We start from the raw sequence: 19,400 nt of genomic DNA on the forward strand, positions 1-19,400 counted from the left end.
GAAAAAGGGGCGAAAGCCTATAAAGAGTATGCTTATCTGATCAAAGAAAAAAGGCATCGTTTGCACACCTTCGCTCTGTATAAGGGAGCTTGGTGTCTTTTCCGTATTGGAAAAGTGCAACAGGCCATGAATTACCTAGAGTTTATTATTAAAAGCGGTAAAGCCGAAACCGGCGAACAATTGGCGGGTCGTCGTACCGTCAACCGCACTCGCCTTGAAGGCGAGGCCTTGCGCGATATCGTGATCTTCTATGCTGAAGGCGGAGATCCTGGCAAAGCCGCTTCGTATTTTAAAAACCTCGTAGGCAACGAATATTTGCCTTACCTAGAGCGTCTGGCTTATCAGTACTCTGATCGTGGTAATAAAGACGCCTCCAGAGACGTCTTTAAACTTTTGATTTCACAGAATCCGACAGCTCCCAAGGCCTTCGAATACCAATATCAAATTGTTCAGAACTACTACTACGCGAAGAACACGTCTCGCTTTAAAACAGAGCTTTATGGCTGGGTGAAAGACTACGATGCCAATGGCACGTGGTACGCAGCCAATAAGAACAACAAGGAGCTGATCGAAAATTCTTACAAGCTTCGCGAAACGACGCTTCGTAACTACGTTTTGCAACAGCATCAGACGGCGCAAAACTCTCGGGCTCCTTACTCGCAATCTTTGGCCAATGAAGGTTACCAGTTGTATTTACGCGAATTCCCGGATTCTGCTTCGGCAGGGGATATGCACTTCTACTACGGTGAACTTCTTTATGATATGCAGAAGTATGACGAATCGGCGATCCAGTATAAATGGGTTGTGGACAATGCCCCGCAAAGCAAGTTCTATGGCAAATCAGCACAGAATCTGATTCTGGCGGTTGAACGCAGTATTCCTTCGGATCAGGAAATGCAAAAACGCGTCGGCACATCGTTGGATCCGGTTCCTTTAGAGCCGAAAGTGGACCGTTTTATCAAAGCCGGTCAATGGTATATCGAAAAGTTCCCGGGCACTGAAAAGGCTGCGGAGATCAAGTTCCGTATTGGCCGTCTTTACTATCAAAGCAATCACTTTGATGAAGCGACCAAACACTTCCGCGAAATCGTGCAACAGCATCCGAACACGAAGTATGCAGAATATTCCGCCAACCTTCTTTTGGATATCTACAATCTGAAGAAGGATTACGTCGGTTTGGAAAAAACCGGGGCCGAACTCTTGGCGGTGCCTTCCATCGCCTCTTCCAAGGCGGGCGCGGACATCCGCGGTGTTCTGGAGAAAGCCTCTTTTAAGCGTGGGCAGGACTTGGAGCTTGAGAAGAAGTATGCGGACAGTGCCCAGGTGTACCAGGCATTTGCAAAACAAAACCCAAAATCATCTTTGGCAACGACGGCTTTATTTAATGCCGGTGTGAACTTCGAGCGTGCGGGTATGAATGGCCCGGCGATCGAATCTTATCAAGGTGTTTTGGATTCTAAAGATCCTTCAGCGGATAAGCTCAAGCCAAAGGCGCGACGTTTGTTAGCAAAACAGTATCAGGATTCCGCCCAATTTGAAGAGGCTGCGAAGCTCTATAAACAATCCGCTCAAGAAAACCCAGCGGACCCGTTGACACCAAATCTGATTTTCAACGCGGCCGTATTGTATGAAGCTTTGGGTAAATCCGATGAAGCGATTCGCGCTTACACGGAATTCACCAAAGTGAATAAAAAACACGCTGACAATATTGAAGCGGTATTTAGTATGGCGCAGATTCACCGCAAAGCCGGACAAATCGGAGCGGCTGTAGCTCGTTATACAGAGTATGTTGAAGGCGGCGGACGCGATCAGGAAAAAGTTGTGGAAAGCGCTTACTGGGTCAGTGAACTGTCCGAGAGATCACGCGCGAAAACTAAGGCCGACGAATGGAGACAGAAAACTCTGGCGATTCAGAAAAGATTTGCTCCTAATAAAAAAGGTGCGGGGGCCTCATGGGCGGCGAAAATCAAATTCGCTGAAGCACAACAGACCTTCAAGGATCTAAAAGCAGTTACTTTCCCTGCGGATCCCAACAAACAGAAAGCTGCTGCCGACAAAAAAGTGGCTCTGTTGACGAAGTTAACTGGGGAACTGGCAGACGTTATTAAATACGACAGTGCCGAAGAAATCGTCAGTGCCTTAAGTGTTCTAGGGGAAGCGAATCTGAACCTGGCACAGGCGATACTTAATGCGCCTTTGCCGCCGGGGTTGAACGCGGAGGAGACCAAGCAGTACAAAGCCGGTGTCGAAAAATTCGCAGAGCCGTTCAACACCAAAGCGAAAGAGGGCTTCAAGCTTGCCGTGGAACGCGGTTGGGAACTTGAGGTTTATAACGACGGCTTTAAAACGGCCTATGAATACATGAATAAACTCGATCCGAAAACTTACTATAACGGTGGTGAGATCGGATCAGACATCCGCCTGGTAAACTGGATGGGGCAATAGAATGAAAAAGCTAGGACTACTACTGACATTGCTTATTTTGGCCGGCTGTTCATCCTCTTCAAAAAAAGAGAGTAAGACGGAGGCAGCGGATTCTCGCCCCACGGTGATGGACGCGCCGGTGGCGCAAAAAGAGGAGCCTAAGCCGGCACCAATTGCCGAAGAACCAGTCCGTCCCCAAGTGCCGACGACACCTTCGCAATACGCGGCATTGAATGAAGCTATTAAAGCCCAAAGCGATGAAAAGATTTATCAAGCGGCTACGCAAATTCTGACGCAGTCACCGAATGATGCCAAAGCCTTGAATGCACTCGCGATGTATCACTACAAACGCGGTCGCTTTGATCTTTGTCGCTATCTGCTTTCCAAGGCGATTGCGGCAAGTCCAAAGATGGCAGAACTCTATTCAAACCTGGGTATTGTACAACTTGCACAGGGTGAAAGAAGAGAAGCCATCAAATCTTTCCGAAAAGCTTTGGATATTAATAATGAAGAAGCGGTAGCCGCGGCCAACTTAGGTGCGATCTATGTTCAGGAAAAGGACTATGGCAAAGCTCAAGTCGTTTTGGAAACGGCCTACAAGCGCGGGGTGCGTGATCCTCGTGTTTTGAATAACTACGCGATAGCTTTGACGGCCCATCGTAAATATGAAAAAGCGGCAGATTTGTATTCGCAGATTTTGAAAGATAACGGCAACAACAAAGAAACACTCTATAATTATGCAACACTGTTAGTAGAAAATATGGGCAAGTATCAAGAGGGACTGGACGTCATTAACAGACTAAAGTTTGTAGGTGGACCCTCGGAGACTCGTAATAAAATTATTGCTTTGGAAAATAAGGCGAAAGCTGGTTTAAAATAGATGAAGGTGGAAACTATGTTGCGATTGGTTAAACAACTTACTGTAATGGTGGCAATGATCTTGGCTTTTGACGTGAGCTTTGCCCAATCATCCAGTCGTACGGCCACCACAACAACCACGACAACGACAGTTAAAAAAGAAAGAAAGGCAACGTTGAACTTCGAAGATGAATTGATCGAAGGTTCCACGCAAAAGCCGGATCTTTTTTATCTCTTCCAAAAGAAGAATTTTAACTACAAGAGATTGATCAAGCTTAGAGAAAATTTTTTACCCGAGATGAGACGTACAACAGAAGATATTCAGCGGGTTCGGGGTGGTAATTGAGAGCGCCTTTAATATTCAGAATTTTCAAAAACAATCAGCTCGTAGGCGTTAAGCAGTTTGACCAGGATCAGATCGTGATCGGTCATAACGCCGAAGTGCATTTGGACTTAGACGGGGACGGAGTGTCTCCGATTCACTGTCTGATCGAGTTGCGCGACAGCGGCTACTACGTCTGTGATCTAGGCTCTTTTTCCGGAACCTTCAAGAATGGCCAAGCCGTCCTAGATGAAGCGGTTAGTTCCGGTGACGAAATTGAAGTCGGTCCTTTTAAAATTGCCTTCTTTGTGGGTGTTCCTAAACCTAAGGTGACTCCGGGACAAAGTGCCGCGGCTACGCCGGTTATACCTGTCGCACCAACAGAACCGAAAAAGCCCGAAGTGGCTCCGATGCCGCCCGCCGCTGTGGTAAAGACAGAAGAGATCAAGGTGGCTCCACCAGTCATTCCCGTGGACGCGCCGAAAATGGAAGAAAAACCTGTTATCACGGCCGCCCCTGTTAAGCCAGAAATTCGCCGTGAACGGGTCTCCTATAAAAAATTGAAGAAATCAAAAACCTTTGCTCCGCCCAGCGAGATTCACGATCTGCGTAATCACTTGAAACCGGGCAAAGGCAATACTGTTGAAGTTCTGGTGACGTGGAAAGAACGTGTTCTGACGACGTACCACTTTAAAGGAAATAAAACGATTCGTGTAAATGCGGGGGGCGATCACTCGATTTCTCTTCCCGATGGACTGGTCCCTCGCAACTATCCTCTTTTGGATATGGCTGGCGGCCTGAAGGTAAATACAACGGCCGAGATGGGCGTTGAGCTGGTTTCGTCGGCGGGTATTCAACCTGTCGAAGATTTAGCTCGTAACGGAAAAGCCCAACGTGGTGGTCAAGGGTACAATGTTCGTGTCGATCAGAACGAAATGTTATGCGTGACTTTGCCAGGTGGTAACATCTGTATCTATATTCGTTTTGTACCGCAAGCTCCGATTGTTCCCATGTTGCCGCCATTGATGTTGACGGGCTCGGAAATGACGGGCGTGGTGATGTCCATTGTGATGGTGGCTTTATTGGCCCTATACATCTCTGCGACAATTCCAAAAGACTGGCAGGAAAACAAGCAAGAGGAAGTTCAGCGTATCGCGCAAGTGATATTTAATAATCCTCCTCCAGCGGCGACACCGGTTCCAACTCCGCCGCCACCGACGCCTCCTCCGGCTCCGACGCCAACACCAACACCTTCTCCGACGCCACAAAAAGTGGTGGTTTCGGATCAAACGAAGGAGGCGCAGAAAAAAGGGCAGACGGGCCAGAAGGCTCAACAAGCTCAACAGGCGGCTCGTGCTAGTGAAGTGGCACCGAAACCAAATGCCAAAGATCGTACGAAAAAATTCACCTCGACTCGTCAAGGTGGCGCGATCAAGACGGGCAACACGGCTGGGGCCAACGCGCAATCCTCGAATAAAGATCTTTCTAAGGTCGGACTTTTCAGCGCCTTTGGTGGTGGTGGAAGTCGTGCAAATATCGACAAAGCTTATTCGGGTGCCGGTGAAGTTTTAGGTATGGCCGACAAAGCGACGGGAACGGCGGGCTTTAACGAAGACCGTGCCGGAGATGATCTTGGTTCGCGATTCAAAGATGCCGGTGCTGGCGGCAAAGGAACGGCGACTCAGGGTATTGCCAATATTGGCACCAAAGGTCGTGGGTCGGGTCAGGCCGCTTATGGGGCCAGTGATGGCTTCGGAAGCAAAACGACAGTGGCGATCGAGGGCGGTGGTTTTGAAGAGTCTTTTGACGGAACCATCGACAAAGAGGCTATTCGCCGAGTGATTCGCGCGAAGAAGCACGAACTGCAAAGTTGTTATGAGCGCGCCTTGAATACACTGGAAAAAGGCCGCCGTCTTGAAGGAAAAATCGTCTTGTCTTGGGAAATTATCGCCCAGGGGCAGGCGCGTAATGTGAAAGTGAAAAGTTCAACTTTAGGTAACACTCAAGTTGAAAATTGCATCCGTGATCGTTTGGCAAGCTGGACATTCCCGGAGCCGCCACCAGGCCTTGTGGCTGAAGTGCAGGCGTATCCGTTCGTATTGAACCCAGCAAGTAACTAAGTTTTTTAAACCGACAATGTCGGATAAGATTTTTTAAGGAGGAGTCCCCGTGAACCCAACAGTAACAGCAGACAACATGAATTTCATCCAGCGTGCTTTCGCTGAGGGTGGCTTCGTCATGTACGTAATCGCAGTCATTGCCATCTTGGCGATTTTTGTGATCGTAGAAAGATTGATGAAACTAAAAAACCTTTCGGTGGATAAAAAAGAATTCACTGATCAGATTTTCCGTATGGTTGTAGCCGGCGACCTGCGCCAGGCAATTTCCTACTGTGATGCTCGTCCCGCACCGCTGACGAACACGGTGAAAGCGGGTCTTGTGCAAGCGATGAACAAACGTCCTGACGAAGAAGTGCAAGTAGCCATGGACGCGGCGGTGATGAGAGAGATGCCGAAAGTCGAAGGTTGGACATCATTCCTCGCCGTTTTTGGTAACGTCGCCGTTCTGGCGGGTCTTCTTGGTACAATCATCGGTATGATCGGTTCATTCCGCGCGGTGGCTGCGGCGGACCCAGCGACCAAAGCTTTAGAGCTTTCAAAAGGTATCTCGCATGCCTTGAATTGTACGGCATTCGGTCTTTTGGTGGCGATCATTTCTATCGTGGCTTACGGATTATTCCAGCATCGTATTCAAAGAACAGAAAACGAAGTTGTTGAAACCAGCATGAGTCTTTTGAATCTGGTCGTAGCGAATAGAGAAAAGATTAAAGACTAAGTCATCTTAGAGGTTTTCAATGGCTCACATAGATAGTGGCGAATCCAGCGGCAGAAAAAAGAATATCGAGTTGAATCTCGTGCCTTTCATCGACTTGATGAGCGTGCTGATCACGTTCCTCTTGATCACGGCCGTATGGACTCAAGTGTCTATGATTCAGATTGGCAGTTCACTTTACGGGAAAAAATCAGATACGCAGCCCAATCCGACGCCTCCTCCTAATGCCGATGTGGTTTTGAAGGTGGACGTGAAAGAGGGCGGTTATGTCTTAACTGTTGGAAGACAAGTGATCAGTCTGCCCATGGTGAATGAACAGTTTGACGATGCGGGCCTTGTCGCGCAATTGCAACGCGTGAAACAGCTTTATCCTGAAAAAGTGGATGCAGTGGTGAGCGTTGCGGATGCGATTCCTTATGAACAGCTTATTAAGGCGATGGACAATTGCTTAAGCGCGGGCTTTTCAGCAATTTCTGTCGCAACGGGAGGGCCTCAGTAATGGCCATCTTCAGACCGGGTGAAAGACACCGTTATCACAATATTCTTAGCAAACGTAAGGGGAAGCGTGACGTCACAGCGTTGCTGTCTTTGACGGCAATGGTGGACATGTTCACGGTTCTCGTAATCTTTCTTTTGCAGAACTACAATGCCACGGGCGAAATTCTTTATATTCCTAAAGAAGTCGTTTTGCCTAAGGCTTCCAGTGTGCGAGAATTAAAGCCCGCTCACGTGGTGACGATCTCCAACAAAGAGATTCTTTTGGATAAAGACACAGTCGCGACTTTCGAGGAAGTTCAGGCCGCAGAAGACTGGAATATTCAAAAATTGAAAGAAACTCTGCAAGAGGCGTTGGCAAAGTCCAAAGCCGAACAGGAAAGCAAACTTCAAAACAAAATTCGGGACGTTGTCGAAACGACACGAGGCGAAGTTGAAGAAGACCCTAATGCTTGGAGTAAAGTGACGATCCAGGCCGACAAGGGCGTCGATTTCCTAACTGTTAAGAAGGTGTTGTACACGGTGACAGAGGCGGGTGCTGGCGAAATTAATTTCGCAGTGACTAAACAGCCTCAAGAATCGACTTCCAATTAAAGTTCCGATATGATGCGCAAATATGGCGAAATTTAAGAATCTCATATTTGCGGCTCTTCTCATCATTCTGTTTGTTGAGATTCTGATTATTTTCCCCAATCACCTAGAACATGAAGACGAGGCCGCTGTTCGAAAGCGCGTCGAAGCGCAAGAACAACTCGCCAAGGAACAGGCCGAGGCCATCAGCCGCGGTGAAAAACCCCCGGAACAACCCAGCAACCTGACCGAACAAAAGATGCAGGGCGTGCACCTTGTTGAAAGTCAGCAAGGCACCCGTGATTGGGAACTGTTCGCGATTTCCGCAGAGGGCAGTCAGACGGCCGGAACGTGGAAGCTTCGCCAAGTCCGAGTCCTTTTTTATAACAACGAGAAGGTGGAATTCACGGTGACCGGAGATACCGGGACGATTAATGATAAAACCAAAGATCTGAGTGTCGAAGGCAATGTCGTGACCCGCTCTGAAAACGGCTATGTTTTTAAAACCCCTTCGATCTTTTACTCTTCGAAAACCCGACAGATCGAAAGCCCCGAAGATGTTGCCATGCAGGGACCCAATGATAATTCGGGCGGCGGCATGAACTTAAAAGGTCGTCGTATGAAGGTCCTCGTCGATCAATCGAAAATGTTGATTCAAGATCAAGTCAGTGCGGAAAAGCCTCTTAAGGATGGCAAAAAGTTCGATATCGTGGCTGATGGTGCTGAATTCAGTGGCAAGAATAACGAGGCCAAGTTTTTCGGCAAGGTGCGCATGAACTACGACAATATGAAACTTGAAGGGCCGGCCGCCTCATTCCTCTATGATCGTGCTTCCAACTTTTTGGGGTCCGTGGCCGTGACGGGGGGCGTGCGGGTAAGTGACGTGGATAAATTTGCGACATCAGAAAGCGTGAATCTGGACCTCTTAGCTGATAAATACACCTTTAAGGGCCGCCCTAAGGTCATTCAAAATAACGATGAGCTGACGGGCGAGGAAATCATCTTTCTTGAGGGCGGAAAAAAGGTTAAAGTAGAACGGGTCCGGGCCCGAGTGGAGAACAAAGAACAATGAGTATGCTCACCATCAAAGACATCTCGAAATCCTTCAAAAAACGCAAGGTCGTTGATGGCGTTTCTTTTTCCGTGGAATCTGGCCAGGTCGTAGGGCTTCTTGGACCTAATGGCGCCGGTAAAACGACTTCGTTTTATATGGTTGTTGGGTTGATTCAGTCAGACTCTGGAACTATCAACATCGACGAAGTGAATATTTCCAAGGAACCCATGTATCGTCGCGCGCGGGTGGGGCTTAGTTATCTGGCGCAGGAACCCAGCATTTTCAGAAAACTCACGGTGGCCGAAAACATCATCGTCGCTTTAGAGGCGCACGGGTATTCGGGCGCCCAACGTTCCGAAAAACTGGAGCAGTTGATTGGCGACTTCCATGTCGGCCATATTCGCGACAGCTATGGTTATGCTTTGTCGGGTGGTGAGCGCCGTCGTGTGGAAATTGCCCGAGCTTTGGCGGGGTCGCCGAAGTTTCTTCTTCTGGATGAGCCCTTCGCCGGGATCGACCCCATTGCGGTCGCCGACATTCAGAATATCATCCGCGATCTTAAGGCCAAAGGTATAGGAGTTCTGATCACGGATCATAACGTGCGTGAGACTTTAGGTATTTGCGATTATGCTTATATACTGAAGGACGGGAAGATTCAGGTTAGCGGAAGTTCTGATGAAATCGCAAATTCTGAAATAGCTCGTAAATTCTATCTTGGGGAAAACTTTAAGTTATAATTCTATAGCCGCACCTTAGTGCGCACGAAAGGATACTCTTAATGGCTCTCAGACAGACCATGAACCTGAGCCAGTCTCTGGTGATTACTCCGCAGCTGCAACAGGCCATCAAGCTTTTGCAGATGTCGCGTATGGAGTTGGAGTCTGCGGTTCGTTCTGAGCTGGAAGAAAATCCTATTCTTGAAGAAGCAGAAACCCTCAAGGAAGAAGATCTTCAGCGCACGAAAGAAGCTGCAACTGAAGTGGAGCACTCCGAGTCTCCCGACCACAACGTCCAGGACCCGCAAAAACAAGATGAGTTCGAGTGGGAATCCTATATCGAAGCCAACCAAAAACCTCCTCAGTCAGGCATGGCGGGCTCTGAAGAAATCATGAACTATGAGAACGTCATCACGGCGTCTCAGACTTTGCATGATCATCTTTATTGGCAAGTAAAAATGAACGGCTTTTCCGAAGAAGAGGAACAGGCGGCGGATGCCTTGATCGGCGCAATCGACGACGAAGGTTATATCAAAATTCCGTTGGAGCAGATTGCCGAAGAGGAAAAAATTGATTTGGGTCTGTTGGAAGATACTTTGACCCTGATCCACGAATTCGATCCTCCGGGCGTCGGCGCTCGTGATTTGAAAGAATGTCTGTTGATTCAGGCCAAACACCTGGAAGAAGACACCCATGATCTAGTCAGCCTGATTAACAATCACCTGAAGGATCTTGAAAAGAAGAATTATGAAGCCATCGCGAAAGCTTTAAGTCGGGACGTCGAAGACGTTATCGAGATGTGTAAAATCATCTACGCGATGGATCCGAAGCCGGGTCGCGCTTTCGTCAGCAGCGATACACACTACGTGACCCCGGATGTGTACGTTTACAAAGTCGGCGACGACTATGTGGTGTCTTTGAATGAAGACGGTTTGCCGCGTCTGAAAATTTCAAATTTCTATAAAAATATGCTTAAAGGTGGCAAGACCACTGGTGATAAAACTCAAGACTACATCCAGGATAAGCTGCGTTCCGCAGTATGGCTGATCAAGTCGATTCATCAAAGACAGCGGACGATTTACAAGGTGGCGGAATCCATTGTGAAGCATCAACGCGAGTTCTTTGAAAAAGGTTCCGAGTATTTAAAACCGATGGTTTTGCGCGATATCGCCAATGACATCGGCATGCATGAGTCGACAGTCAGTCGGGTGACGACGGCCAAGTACGTGCACACGCCCCAAGGTATTTACGAACTGAAATATTTCTTCAACTCCGGGATCAGTTCTTCGGACGGGGATGCTTTGGCATCCGAGTCGGTGAAGATCAAAATCAAAGACCTGGTGGTGAAGGAAGACCCCAAGAACCCGCTTTCGGATCAGAAGATTGTGGATCTTTTGAAAGTGGAGGGGATTCAGATTGCTCGTCGTACGGTGGCGAAGTACCGCGACATGCTTAAGATTCTTCCTTCTTCTCAGCGGAAGAAGTACTTCTAGTTATTATCGGAGTGCTCGTTTGCTTGAAGAGGGGCTGGGTATAGCTCCATGCTTCGAGCGGCACGCCTTCCTGGCTCGGTCACCGCCGCGCTTTGCGCGGTTCGCGCCATCGTGGCGCCGGCTAAGGCCGCTCTGCGATGGAGCTATACCCAGCCCCTCTTCAAGCAAACTTTGTTTCTCGGTAAAAAAGATTTTACTTCGTTTTGGAATAAGAAATTCATCTTCTATTTTTTTTGGGCTGGATCTTTGCTGATGGGCTTTGGCTAAACTTTACTCGACAGGGTTCTGTATCTAAGATATGGGTTTTGGGTCGTTTTCTTTTCTGCTAGGAGAATGCCGTGGATTTGAAGAGTTTGATTCGTGATGTGCCTAATTTTCCCAAAGAGGGAATTCTTTTTCGGGATATGTCGCCTCTTTTGCAAAATGCCGAGGCGATGGACTTTGTATCTCGTAATTTGGTGAAGGATGTGGATCTTTCGCAGATTGATTATTTTGCGGGAATTGAATCGCGGGGTTTTATTCTGGCGGCGCATATGGCGGCGACTCATAAGAAAGGTTTTCTGCCGATTCGTAAGGCGGGGAAATTGCCACCACCGACTTTGAAGCTTTCTTATGCTTTGGAATATGGCTCGGCCGAAATTGAACTGCCTTTAGGAAATTCTCGGATCATGATTATTGATGACGTTTTGGCGACTGGCGGAACCTTGCAGGCGGCGATTGATTTAAGCAAACTGGCGGGCTACGACGTGAAAGCGGTCGCGGTCCTGGTGAATCTGACTTTTCTGAATAAGATGAAATTTAATAACAAAGAGGTGCATTCCCTTGTTCAATATTAATGATGTCGCTTTGGTGATGGCTTTGCCTGGGGAATCCCAAGGTTTTTTCGAAAAAGAAAAATTTCAAATTTTCTATACCGGCATTGGCAAGGTGAACGCGGCGGCAACCGCCATGGATGTCATTCATAAAACCAAATGCAAGGTGATGATCAATCTGGGAACGGCGGGAAGTTCTAAATTTAAAACGCATGATCTGGTCGAAGTTTCGGCGTTCGTGCAAAGAGACATGGATATTTCCCCTTTGGGATTCAAAGTCGGCGAAACTCCCTTTGATCCACTTCCAGCGGCGATAGAGCTGATCCCTTATTTTAACGAGCTTTCCAAGGGGATTTGCGGAACAGGTGATAGTTTTGAAACAGGAACTCCGAAAGTTTCTTGCGATCTCGTTGATATGGAAGGCTACGCACTGGCAAAAGTGTGTCGCAAAATGGGAGTTCAACTTATTTCGCTTAAGTACATTACAGACGGAGCCGATCATAATGCTCACAACGACTGGCAAGAGAATCTCGTCCACGGGGCGAAGAAACTTTTAGAGTATTATAAAAAAATGGTGACGCTTTAGTCGCCGAACCTTGGCTGAAGCTTCGTTAAATCGGGGCTTCAGCCTTTCCATTTCTGCCCTTCCTCTCCGCGGTTAAAAAAAGCGAGCCGTCTCGACCTGAGACACGAATTTACTCATCTTTGGTCGGGGTCTTCCGATAAGTTCAGCATGAGATTTCCGCATTCTTCCTTCGCACAATGGGGAGTTTTATCCCTGGTCGCTTTTGCCGGTTTAAGTTTAGGCTATATCGCCCATCCCTTTAAAAATAAAGTGCCAGAACAAGATCACCAAGAAGTCGCGCAATTCTATGCGAAAGCTCATCAGTATTTTGCCGCCGGCAATTTTGAGGGGGCCCTGGAAGCTTCGGAAAAAATTCGTCGGCCGATTCCTCCGCGCTATGCGGATATTGAACAGTTGCAAAGAAAAGCGCGGGGAGCGCTGGCTGAGTATCAAAAAAAGTTAAAAGACGGAAAACTAAATCCAACCCACGTGGATCGGCTGCCTGCCGCGCTTCGAGATTCTTATTTCGATGCGCGTATTGAGGCGGATCAGGGGCGTTGTCGGGCGGCTTATGATCATATGGCCCCGGTCAGTCGATATTTAAATAATAGAGAACACCTCGAAATTTTTAAGCACTGCCGATTAACCAAAAATAAATCCAAATGAGTCTCAAAATAAGGCTCATCTTTGGTCGGGTAAGGCCGATAAAGAACTAAGAGCTGAATAAGCAGCCAATAAGGAGAAGAAACCCATGAAACTCAACTACACATTTAAGCACCTTGATCACTCCGACGCACTTGTGAATTATACCGAGGAACGTATGGAGGAAATCGGTCGCTTTTTGCTTAGAGAAGGCTATGGCAATATTTATTTCTCTAAAACAAAAAATGAATTCTGTGTTGAAGTTTCCATAAATACCCGCGAAAAATATTTTAAAGCCTCCGCTTATGGTGCGGACGTTTACGGTGCGGTGGATGCCGCGGCTGAGAAACTGGAAAAACAATTCTTGAAAACCAGCAAGCAGTACAAGAATCACAAAAAGCCGGAGCTTTCTAAAGAAGGACGTTTGGATCAGGCCATTCGCTTTAAAAAAGCAGCTTGATATTTTTTAAGATATAAACGAAATTTTATGGAACAACAAACAGGGTGGCGCAAAGGCCACCCTGTTTTTTTATTTTCTGGCACGTTTTGGACAATTTATGACGACGCACGATTCTCAAGGTTATTGGGGAAGCTTTCTTTTTTCCGCAGCTGTAGCTGACGACAGCATGACGATTCGCTATAAATCTCGGTTGCTGGTTTTGATTACGCTCATTACGGGACTCTTGATGTGGACGTATTCGTTCATATCCATTTTTTTTGTTCAGGGAAGAACCCTGGGGATGATCGGCGTAATCTGTTCCACAATTCATCTTTTATCGCCTGTGGTGTATCGGCTCAGTCGTTCGATGACGGTCGCGGCCTACAATATGGTCGTCGCCGGGATGGCATTTCAGTTTTCTTTTTCCTTTTTTACGGGCGGCTTTTACGCTCCCACGCTCATTTGGTTTGCTGTTTTGCCCCTGATTGTCGGCCTTTTGACCAATCGGGCGCATGCCGCTTTGTGGACGCTGATCTCAGCCACTGCTTATGTCGGGATGTTTTTCCTGCAAGAGGCGGGCTGGGTTCCAGAGTCCACGCTTTCCGAGCTCGGTCGAACTTTAACTCAGTTTATGATTGGTTTGGGGCTTATCGGTCTGGTGGGTGGTTTCACCTTGTTTTTCCTGGAGCTGAGCTATTTTTACTATCATAAACCCAAGGGTTCTTGACCCCTTTTGAGTCGTTTGCTAGTTTGGCCGTTCGCTGAATGCGTAGGGTATTCAGGATGGTTTGGAGTATACTTTTTCAAGGCTCCATGCCGAGCTCATTAAACAACTTTCCTAATGAGGAAACGAAAGCAGTGAAAAATTACCTTTTTACGAGTGAATCCGTATCTGAGGGGCATCCCGATAAAATGGCAGACCAAATTTCCGATGGCATCTTGGATGCGATCTTGGATCAAGATCCCAAGGGCCGTGTTGCCTGCGAAACTCTCCTGACAACAGGTTTGGTTGTTGTTGGCGGTGAAATCACAACGTCAGCGAAAGTAAACTTCTCTGAAGTGGCTCGTGATGTTATTAAGCGTATTGGCTATGACCACTCTGACAAAGGTTTTGACTATAAAACTTGTGGCGTCATGATCGCCGTAGGACAGCAATCTCCAGATATCGCCGTCGGTGTTAAAGAGACATTGTCTGACGATCAAGGTGCTGGCGACCAGGGTTTGATGTTCGGTTATGCCGTAAATGAAACTCCGGAATTGATGCCTCTTTCAATTGCTATGTCTCATAAACTTGTGAAGGATCTTGCTCAGCTTCGTAAAGAAGGTCGTGTCGACTGGTTGCGTCCTGATGCAAAATCTCAAGTAACTGTGCAGTACGAAAACGGTGTTGCAAAGCGTATCGACGCTGTCGTGATCTCTACTCAACACTCTGAAAGCGTTTCCAACGCGACAATCAAAGAGTTTATCACGGAAGAATTGATTAAAAAGTCCATCCCAGGAAACTGGCTTGATGCCAAAACGAAATTCTTCATCAACCCAACAGGCCGTTTCGTTACAGGTGGCCCGATGGGAGACGCTGGTTTGACCGGTCGTAAGATCATCGTGGACACCTATGGTGGTCACGGTGCTCACGGTGGTGGCGCTTTCTCTGGAAAAGATCCTTCGAAAGTGGACCGTTCTGCAGCTTACGCATCTCGTCATATTGCTAAGAACATCGTGGGAGCCGGTTTGGCTGACAGATGTTTGGTGCAAGTAGCCTACGCGATCGGCGTGGCAGAGCCGGTAAGCATCACTGTTAATGATTACGGAACAAGCAAAGTGGGACCTGAGGTTCTTGAACAAGCGGTTCGTAAGGTTTTTGACCTTCGCCCGGCAAGAATTACGAAGGAATTGGATCTATTACGTCCAATTTACAGCAAAACGGCTGCTTACGGTCACTTCGGCCGCAATGAAGACTCTTTCACTTGGGAAAAACTAAACAAAGTGGACCAATTGAAAGAAGCTGTAGCGACTTTAAAGTAATCAGTCTTGTGCCGGGAAACACCCTGTCCTGACTAAAAAAAAGCTTAATCATTGCGCCGAGTTGTTTCTAGCAACTCGGCGCTTCTTTTATATAATGGGCGCACGAAAAAGAGGCTCAATGGATCCTAAGTTTATACGAAATTTCTCAATCATTGCTCATATCGACCACGGTAAATCTACGTTGGCAGACGGGTTGCTTTCTGCGACGGGAGCTCTCTCTGATCGAGAAAAGAAGGATCAGTTCTTGGATAACATGGAGCTTGAGCGTGAACGTGGTATCACGATCAAAGCGCAAACGGTGTGTTTGGATTTCAAATCCAAAGATGGCAACATGTATCAGATCAATCTTATCGATACACCGGGGCACGTGGATTTTTCTTATGAAGTGTCGCGCTCTTTGGCGGCCTGCGAAGGGGCGATCCTGGTTGTCGATGCCGCACAGGGCGTGGAAGCGCAAACTTTGGCCAACGTTTATCTGGCCATCGAAAACAATCTGGAAATCATTCCTGTTCTGAATAAAATTGATCTGCCTTCCGCAGACCCGGAAGGTGTTGCAAAACAGATTGAAGACACTGTGGGCTTGGATTGCACAGGGATCATTCATGCATCCGCAAAGGAAAAAATCGGAATCACCGATATCCTGGAAGCCATTGTCGAGAAAGTTCCTCCGCCGAAGGCCGATCGTAATTTGACGCCTCGAGCTTTGATCTTTGACTCATGGTTTGATGCTTATCAAGGTGTTGTCGTTTTGGTGCGCGTGATGGATGGCGTGATTAAAAAAGGCGACAAAATCAAATTCATGGCGACGGATCGCGATTACGAAGTGTTGCGCATGGGTAAATACAAACCCTTTCCGGCGATGCAAGACACCTTGGAAGCTGGCGAAGTGGGCTTTATCATCTGCGGCATCAAAGACATTCGTGACGTTCAAGTCGGTGATACCGTCACTTCGGCCAAAAATCCTGCGACAGAACCTCTGGCTGGTTTCCAAAGAATCAAGCCGATGGTTTTTGCGGGTATTTTTCCGGTCGTTGCTTCTGAATATGAAAACTTGAAGGACGCTTTGGACAAGCTGTGCCTGAACGATTCCTCTTTGACATTCGAAGTTGAAAAGTCTGCGGCGCTGGGCTTCGGCTACCGTTGCGGATTCCTCGGACTGCTTCACATGGAAATCGTGCAAGAGCGTTTGGAGCGTGAATTCAATCTCGATCTGATTACGACAGCTCCGACGGTTGTTTATCGAATCACGAAGACCGATGGCACCGAGCTGATGCTGGAAAATCCCTCCGGGATGCCGGTGGAAACACAGATTACGAAGTTTGAAGAACCTTATGTAAAAGTGACTTTGCATACGCCCACGGATTATATCGGTGGTATTTTAAAGCTGTGCGAGGACAAGCGTGGTATTCAGCTGAAGATGGAGTACGTCACCGACAAAAAAGTCATCATCGAGTACAAGTTACCGATGAATGAAATGGTGATGGATTTTTACGATCGTCTTAAATCCATCTCCAAAGGATATGCTTCTTTGGAATACGAGTTCATCGGTTTTGAGGAATCGGACCTGGTAAAACTGGATATTCTTATCAATGGTGAAGCTATTGATGCTCTTTCTCTGATTGTTCACCGCTCAAAGGCACAGAACCGCGGACGCCTTTTGGCCGAGAAGATGAAAGAACTTATCCCCCGCCAGCAGTATCAAGTGGCGATTCAGGCGGCTATCGGTGCTAAAATTATTGCCCGTGAAACTTTGGGTGCGATCAGAAAAGACGTGACCGCGAAGTGTTATGGTGGTGATATTTCTCGTAAGCGTAAGCTTTTGGAGAAGCAGAAAGAGGGTAAAAAACGCATGAAGGCCATCGGCCACGTGGAAGTCCCTCAAGAAGCCTTCCTGGCAATCCTCAAGGTTGAAGACTAAGGAGACAGCATGACGAACAACAAGAACGGCTGGAACTGGCGTACGAAGTATTTTTGGACTGAAGGTTGGGGATCTCTTTTCCTCGCCGTCTTCATCGCACTTTTCATCCGCTGGGGATTTATCGAAGCTTATGTGATTCCTTCCGGCTCAATGCTTCCGTCTCTTTTGATTCATGATCATATCTTCGTGAATAAGCTGACCTACGGTTTGCGCGTTCCTTTCAGTGAAAACTGGCTGGTGAAATTCAATGAGCCCGCGCGTGGTGAAGTGATTGTCTTTAAGTACCCAAAAGACATGAGCACCTTTTTCATCAAGCGTATTGTGGGCGAATCTGGCGACAAGATTTATTATGAAAACGGGACCCTTTACATCAACGATAAACCTGTTGATAAAAAAGTTCCCGCGAACATGGACGACTTCAATTGGTTGCGTGATGCGGACTTTCAACGCGACGGCAACATCAATGATAGTAAAGAAAATTACGTCGAGTTTACGGAAGATCTGCCGGGTGGAAAAAACCATGCAATTCTTCTTCGTAAAGGCGATATCTACGAAACCTTTGGGCCGGTGACGGTTCCTCCTGATCATTTATTTGTTATGGGGGACAATCGCATGAACTCGTCCGATGGCCGCGTGTGGGGTTTCTTGCCGAAGCAAAACATCCTAGGTCGCGCCATGTTTGTATGGCTTTCTTGTGAAGAAACGATTCCGGCATTGCCCTTCCTGTGCAATCCTTTGACGATCCGCTGGGGACGTTTCTTTCACTCTGTTAACTAGTTGATGGTCAATAACGACGAAACCCGCAATTTAAAAGGAACGTGGAATCAGGCGATTCTAACGTTCCTTTTTCCTATTCTGCTGGTGATGGGATTGCGTTGGGCTTTGATCGAACCTTTTGTAATTCCCTCGGGAAGTATGATCCCGAATCTTTTGGTGCACGATCATATTCTGGTAAAAAAGTTCTCTTATGGTCTGCATGTTCCCTTTAGCGATAAATGGCTTTTCCAGTGGGCGCAACCCCAGCGTGGGGACATCGTTGTTTTTAAGTATCCGGAAAATCCTGAAGTCTATTACATCAAACGCTTGATTGGCGTTCCCGGTGACAATGTGGAAGTTCAAAGCGGTCGGATCACACTGAACGGTGAAGAACTTCCTTTGCAGCCGGTAGAGCGGCCAGATAACGAAAAAGGTTTTTCTTATTTTCACGAAACTTTGGGTACGCATACGCACACCGTGCGCTTTCTCTATGAAAGAAACACCAGCGAAGTGCAAGTCTTCACAGTGCCTGAAAATCAGTACTTTTTCATGGGCGACAATCGTGATCAGTCCAGTGACTCGCGTTTCTGGGGCTTCGTGAAAAATGACTACATTGTTGGAAAGGCCTGGATGATCTGGTTGTCCTGTGAAAGCACCTTGCCGACGATGACGTTTGTCTGTGATCCGTCACAAATTCGCTTCAATCGTCTTTTCCAAAAACTCCAATAAAAAACCTTTGCGGCCCTGCATTCATTAGGTAGCATTTAAGAATGAGCCGTTGGCGTGAGTATTTGACCACTTTGATTTTAGCTGTTGTCTGTGCCTTATTTGTGCGCAGTTTTTTGGTGACGGCTTATAAAGTGCCAACGGGTTCCATGCAGCCGACGCTAAAGCCTGGCGATTTTATTTTTTCTTCACGAATCTCCTATGGTTTTCCTATTCCATTCTCGCAACAGCGGTGGGGTGCTTCATTGCCCGAGCGTGGGGACTTAGTGGTTTTTACTTATCCCAATCAGCCCGGCGTCACCTATGTTAAGCGTGTCGTGGGTTTACCGGGCGATCGTGTGCAGATTGTAAAGAGTCGTTTGGTTCTGAACGATGAGCCTCTTGTTTATCAAAAGGCCGAAGAAATTCCCGGCGATAATCCCAATCCCGAGCTCTTTGACATCTTCGACGAAGCGACTGGCGATAAAACTTGGAAAGTGATTTTCCAAAAACAGCCTGAAGAAAAGGATTTTGGTCCTTTAGTCGTTCCTCCCGGAGAGGTTTTTTTGCTCGGAGACAATCGGGACGCAAGTGACGACTCGCGCTATTGGGGCACAGTGCCCATGCCACAAGTGATTGGCCGAGTTGTGTTTATTTGGCTCTCGCTGGATTGGCAGCACAAATGGGGTGGAGATCGCTATCCTTCAGTGCGTTGGCAAAGAGTTTTTTCCACGGTGTATTGACATCTCGAAACCCGAGCCATAGGCTTGGGTTCTA

Annotated in this window: 21 protein-coding genes; all 21 read left to right on the plus strand. The window is 47.5% G+C overall.

Annotated elements, in window-relative coordinates; translation table 11 throughout:
- Positions 1 to 2,445 (plus strand): tetratricopeptide repeat protein (locus OM95_RS00670; protein ID WP_041869219.1); only part of this gene is annotated, 2,445 nt, incomplete at its 5' end.
- 1 nt (position 2,446) lies between these two features.
- Positions 2,447 to 3,304 carry a tetratricopeptide repeat protein gene (locus OM95_RS00675; protein ID WP_041869221.1) on the plus strand — a complete coding sequence of 286 codons (858 nt, stop codon included), beginning with the start codon at positions 2,447 to 2,449 and terminating at the stop codon, positions 3,302 to 3,304.
- Positions 3,305 to 3,319: 15 nt separating this feature from the next.
- The gene (locus OM95_RS00680; protein ID WP_291515399.1) at positions 3,320 to 3,628 is read left to right on the plus strand and encodes a hypothetical protein; all 309 of its coding nucleotides are present in this window, start codon (positions 3,320 to 3,322) and stop codon (positions 3,626 to 3,628) included.
- Positions 3,625 to 5,724 carry an AgmX/PglI C-terminal domain-containing protein gene (locus tag OM95_RS00685; RefSeq protein WP_041869227.1) on the plus strand — a complete coding sequence of 700 codons (2,100 nt, stop codon included), beginning with the start codon at positions 3,625 to 3,627 and terminating at the stop codon, positions 5,722 to 5,724. The genes OM95_RS00680 and OM95_RS00685 overlap by 4 nt, the downstream gene beginning before the upstream one ends.
- 49 nt (positions 5,725 to 5,773) lie before the next feature.
- Positions 5,774 to 6,439 carry a MotA/TolQ/ExbB proton channel family protein gene (locus tag OM95_RS00690; RefSeq protein WP_291515400.1) on the plus strand — a complete coding sequence of 222 codons (666 nt, stop codon included), beginning with the start codon at positions 5,774 to 5,776 and terminating at the stop codon, positions 6,437 to 6,439.
- A 19-nt stretch (positions 6,440 to 6,458) separates the two neighbouring features.
- The gene (locus OM95_RS00695) at positions 6,459 to 6,935 is read left to right on the plus strand and encodes a biopolymer transporter ExbD (protein ID WP_041869231.1); all 477 of its coding nucleotides are present in this window, start codon (positions 6,459 to 6,461) and stop codon (positions 6,933 to 6,935) included.
- On the plus strand, positions 6,935 to 7,525 hold the full coding sequence (locus OM95_RS00700; protein WP_041869233.1) for a biopolymer transporter ExbD: 591 nt from the start codon (positions 6,935 to 6,937) through the stop codon (positions 7,523 to 7,525). Before OM95_RS00695 ends, OM95_RS00700 begins: the two co-directional genes overlap by 1 nt.
- Positions 7,526 to 7,547: 22 nt before the next feature.
- Positions 7,548 to 8,573, plus strand: a complete 1,026-nt coding sequence (gene lptC / locus OM95_RS00705; protein ID WP_041869236.1) for an LPS export ABC transporter periplasmic protein LptC — start codon at positions 7,548 to 7,550, stop codon at positions 8,571 to 8,573.
- A complete protein-coding gene (gene lptB / locus OM95_RS00710) occupies positions 8,570 to 9,292 on the plus strand; it encodes an LPS export ABC transporter ATP-binding protein (protein ID WP_041869238.1) in 723 nt (240 codons plus the stop codon). The genes lptC and lptB overlap by 4 nt, the downstream gene beginning before the upstream one ends.
- Positions 9,293 to 9,333: 41 nt before the next feature.
- Positions 9,334 to 10,764 carry an RNA polymerase factor sigma-54 gene (gene rpoN / locus OM95_RS00715; protein ID WP_041869240.1) on the plus strand — a complete coding sequence of 477 codons (1,431 nt, stop codon included), beginning with the start codon at positions 9,334 to 9,336 and terminating at the stop codon, positions 10,762 to 10,764.
- A 48-nt stretch (positions 10,765 to 10,812) separates the two neighbouring features.
- A complete protein-coding gene (locus OM95_RS00720; RefSeq protein ID WP_041869243.1) occupies positions 10,813 to 11,031 on the plus strand; it encodes a hypothetical protein in 219 nt (72 codons plus the stop codon).
- Positions 11,032 to 11,102: 71 nt separating this feature from the next.
- Positions 11,103 to 11,600 (plus strand): adenine phosphoribosyltransferase, encoded by a 498-nt coding sequence (locus tag OM95_RS00725; RefSeq protein WP_041869245.1) that lies wholly within the window; start codon positions 11,103 to 11,105, stop codon positions 11,598 to 11,600.
- Complete coding sequence (locus OM95_RS00730; protein ID WP_041869290.1) at positions 11,596 to 12,162, plus strand: 5'-methylthioadenosine/S-adenosylhomocysteine nucleosidase; 567 nt, start codon at positions 11,596 to 11,598, stop codon at positions 12,160 to 12,162. Before OM95_RS00725 ends, OM95_RS00730 begins: the two co-directional genes overlap by 5 nt.
- 147 nt (positions 12,163 to 12,309) lie before the next feature.
- A complete protein-coding gene (locus OM95_RS00735) occupies positions 12,310 to 12,807 on the plus strand; it encodes a hypothetical protein (protein ID WP_291515402.1) in 498 nt (165 codons plus the stop codon).
- A gap of 85 nt (positions 12,808 to 12,892) precedes the next feature.
- Positions 12,893 to 13,243 (plus strand): ribosome-associated translation inhibitor RaiA, encoded by a 351-nt coding sequence (gene raiA / locus OM95_RS00740; protein ID WP_041869246.1) that lies wholly within the window; start codon positions 12,893 to 12,895, stop codon positions 13,241 to 13,243.
- A 97-nt stretch (positions 13,244 to 13,340) separates the two neighbouring features.
- Complete coding sequence (locus OM95_RS00745) at positions 13,341 to 13,949, plus strand: hypothetical protein (protein ID WP_041869247.1); 609 nt, start codon at positions 13,341 to 13,343, stop codon at positions 13,947 to 13,949.
- 131 nt (positions 13,950 to 14,080) lie between these two features.
- Positions 14,081 to 15,244: a methionine adenosyltransferase gene (gene metK, locus OM95_RS00750; protein ID WP_041869293.1), complete on the plus strand. Its 1,164-nt coding sequence runs from the start codon at positions 14,081 to 14,083 to the stop codon at positions 15,242 to 15,244.
- A gap of 118 nt (positions 15,245 to 15,362) precedes the next feature.
- Positions 15,363 to 17,162, plus strand: coding sequence for a translation elongation factor 4 (gene lepA, locus OM95_RS00755; RefSeq protein ID WP_041869249.1), 1,800 nt, complete (start codon positions 15,363 to 15,365; stop codon positions 17,160 to 17,162).
- Positions 17,163 to 17,171: 9 nt separating this feature from the next.
- Complete coding sequence (lepB, locus tag OM95_RS00760; RefSeq protein ID WP_041869251.1) at positions 17,172 to 17,939, plus strand: signal peptidase I; 768 nt, start codon at positions 17,172 to 17,174, stop codon at positions 17,937 to 17,939.
- Between the two features lie 3 nt (positions 17,940 to 17,942).
- The gene (lepB, locus tag OM95_RS00765) at positions 17,943 to 18,647 is read left to right on the plus strand and encodes a signal peptidase I (RefSeq protein WP_041869253.1); all 705 of its coding nucleotides are present in this window, start codon (positions 17,943 to 17,945) and stop codon (positions 18,645 to 18,647) included.
- Between the two features lie 41 nt (positions 18,648 to 18,688).
- A complete protein-coding gene (lepB, locus tag OM95_RS00770) occupies positions 18,689 to 19,366 on the plus strand; it encodes a signal peptidase I (RefSeq protein WP_041869255.1) in 678 nt (225 codons plus the stop codon).
- Positions 19,367 to 19,400 lie beyond the last annotated feature (34 nt).

This window comes from Bdellovibrio sp. ArHS, from assembly GCF_000786105.1.
Lineage (GTDB): Bacteria > Bdellovibrionota > Bdellovibrionia > Bdellovibrionales > Bdellovibrionaceae > Bdellovibrio.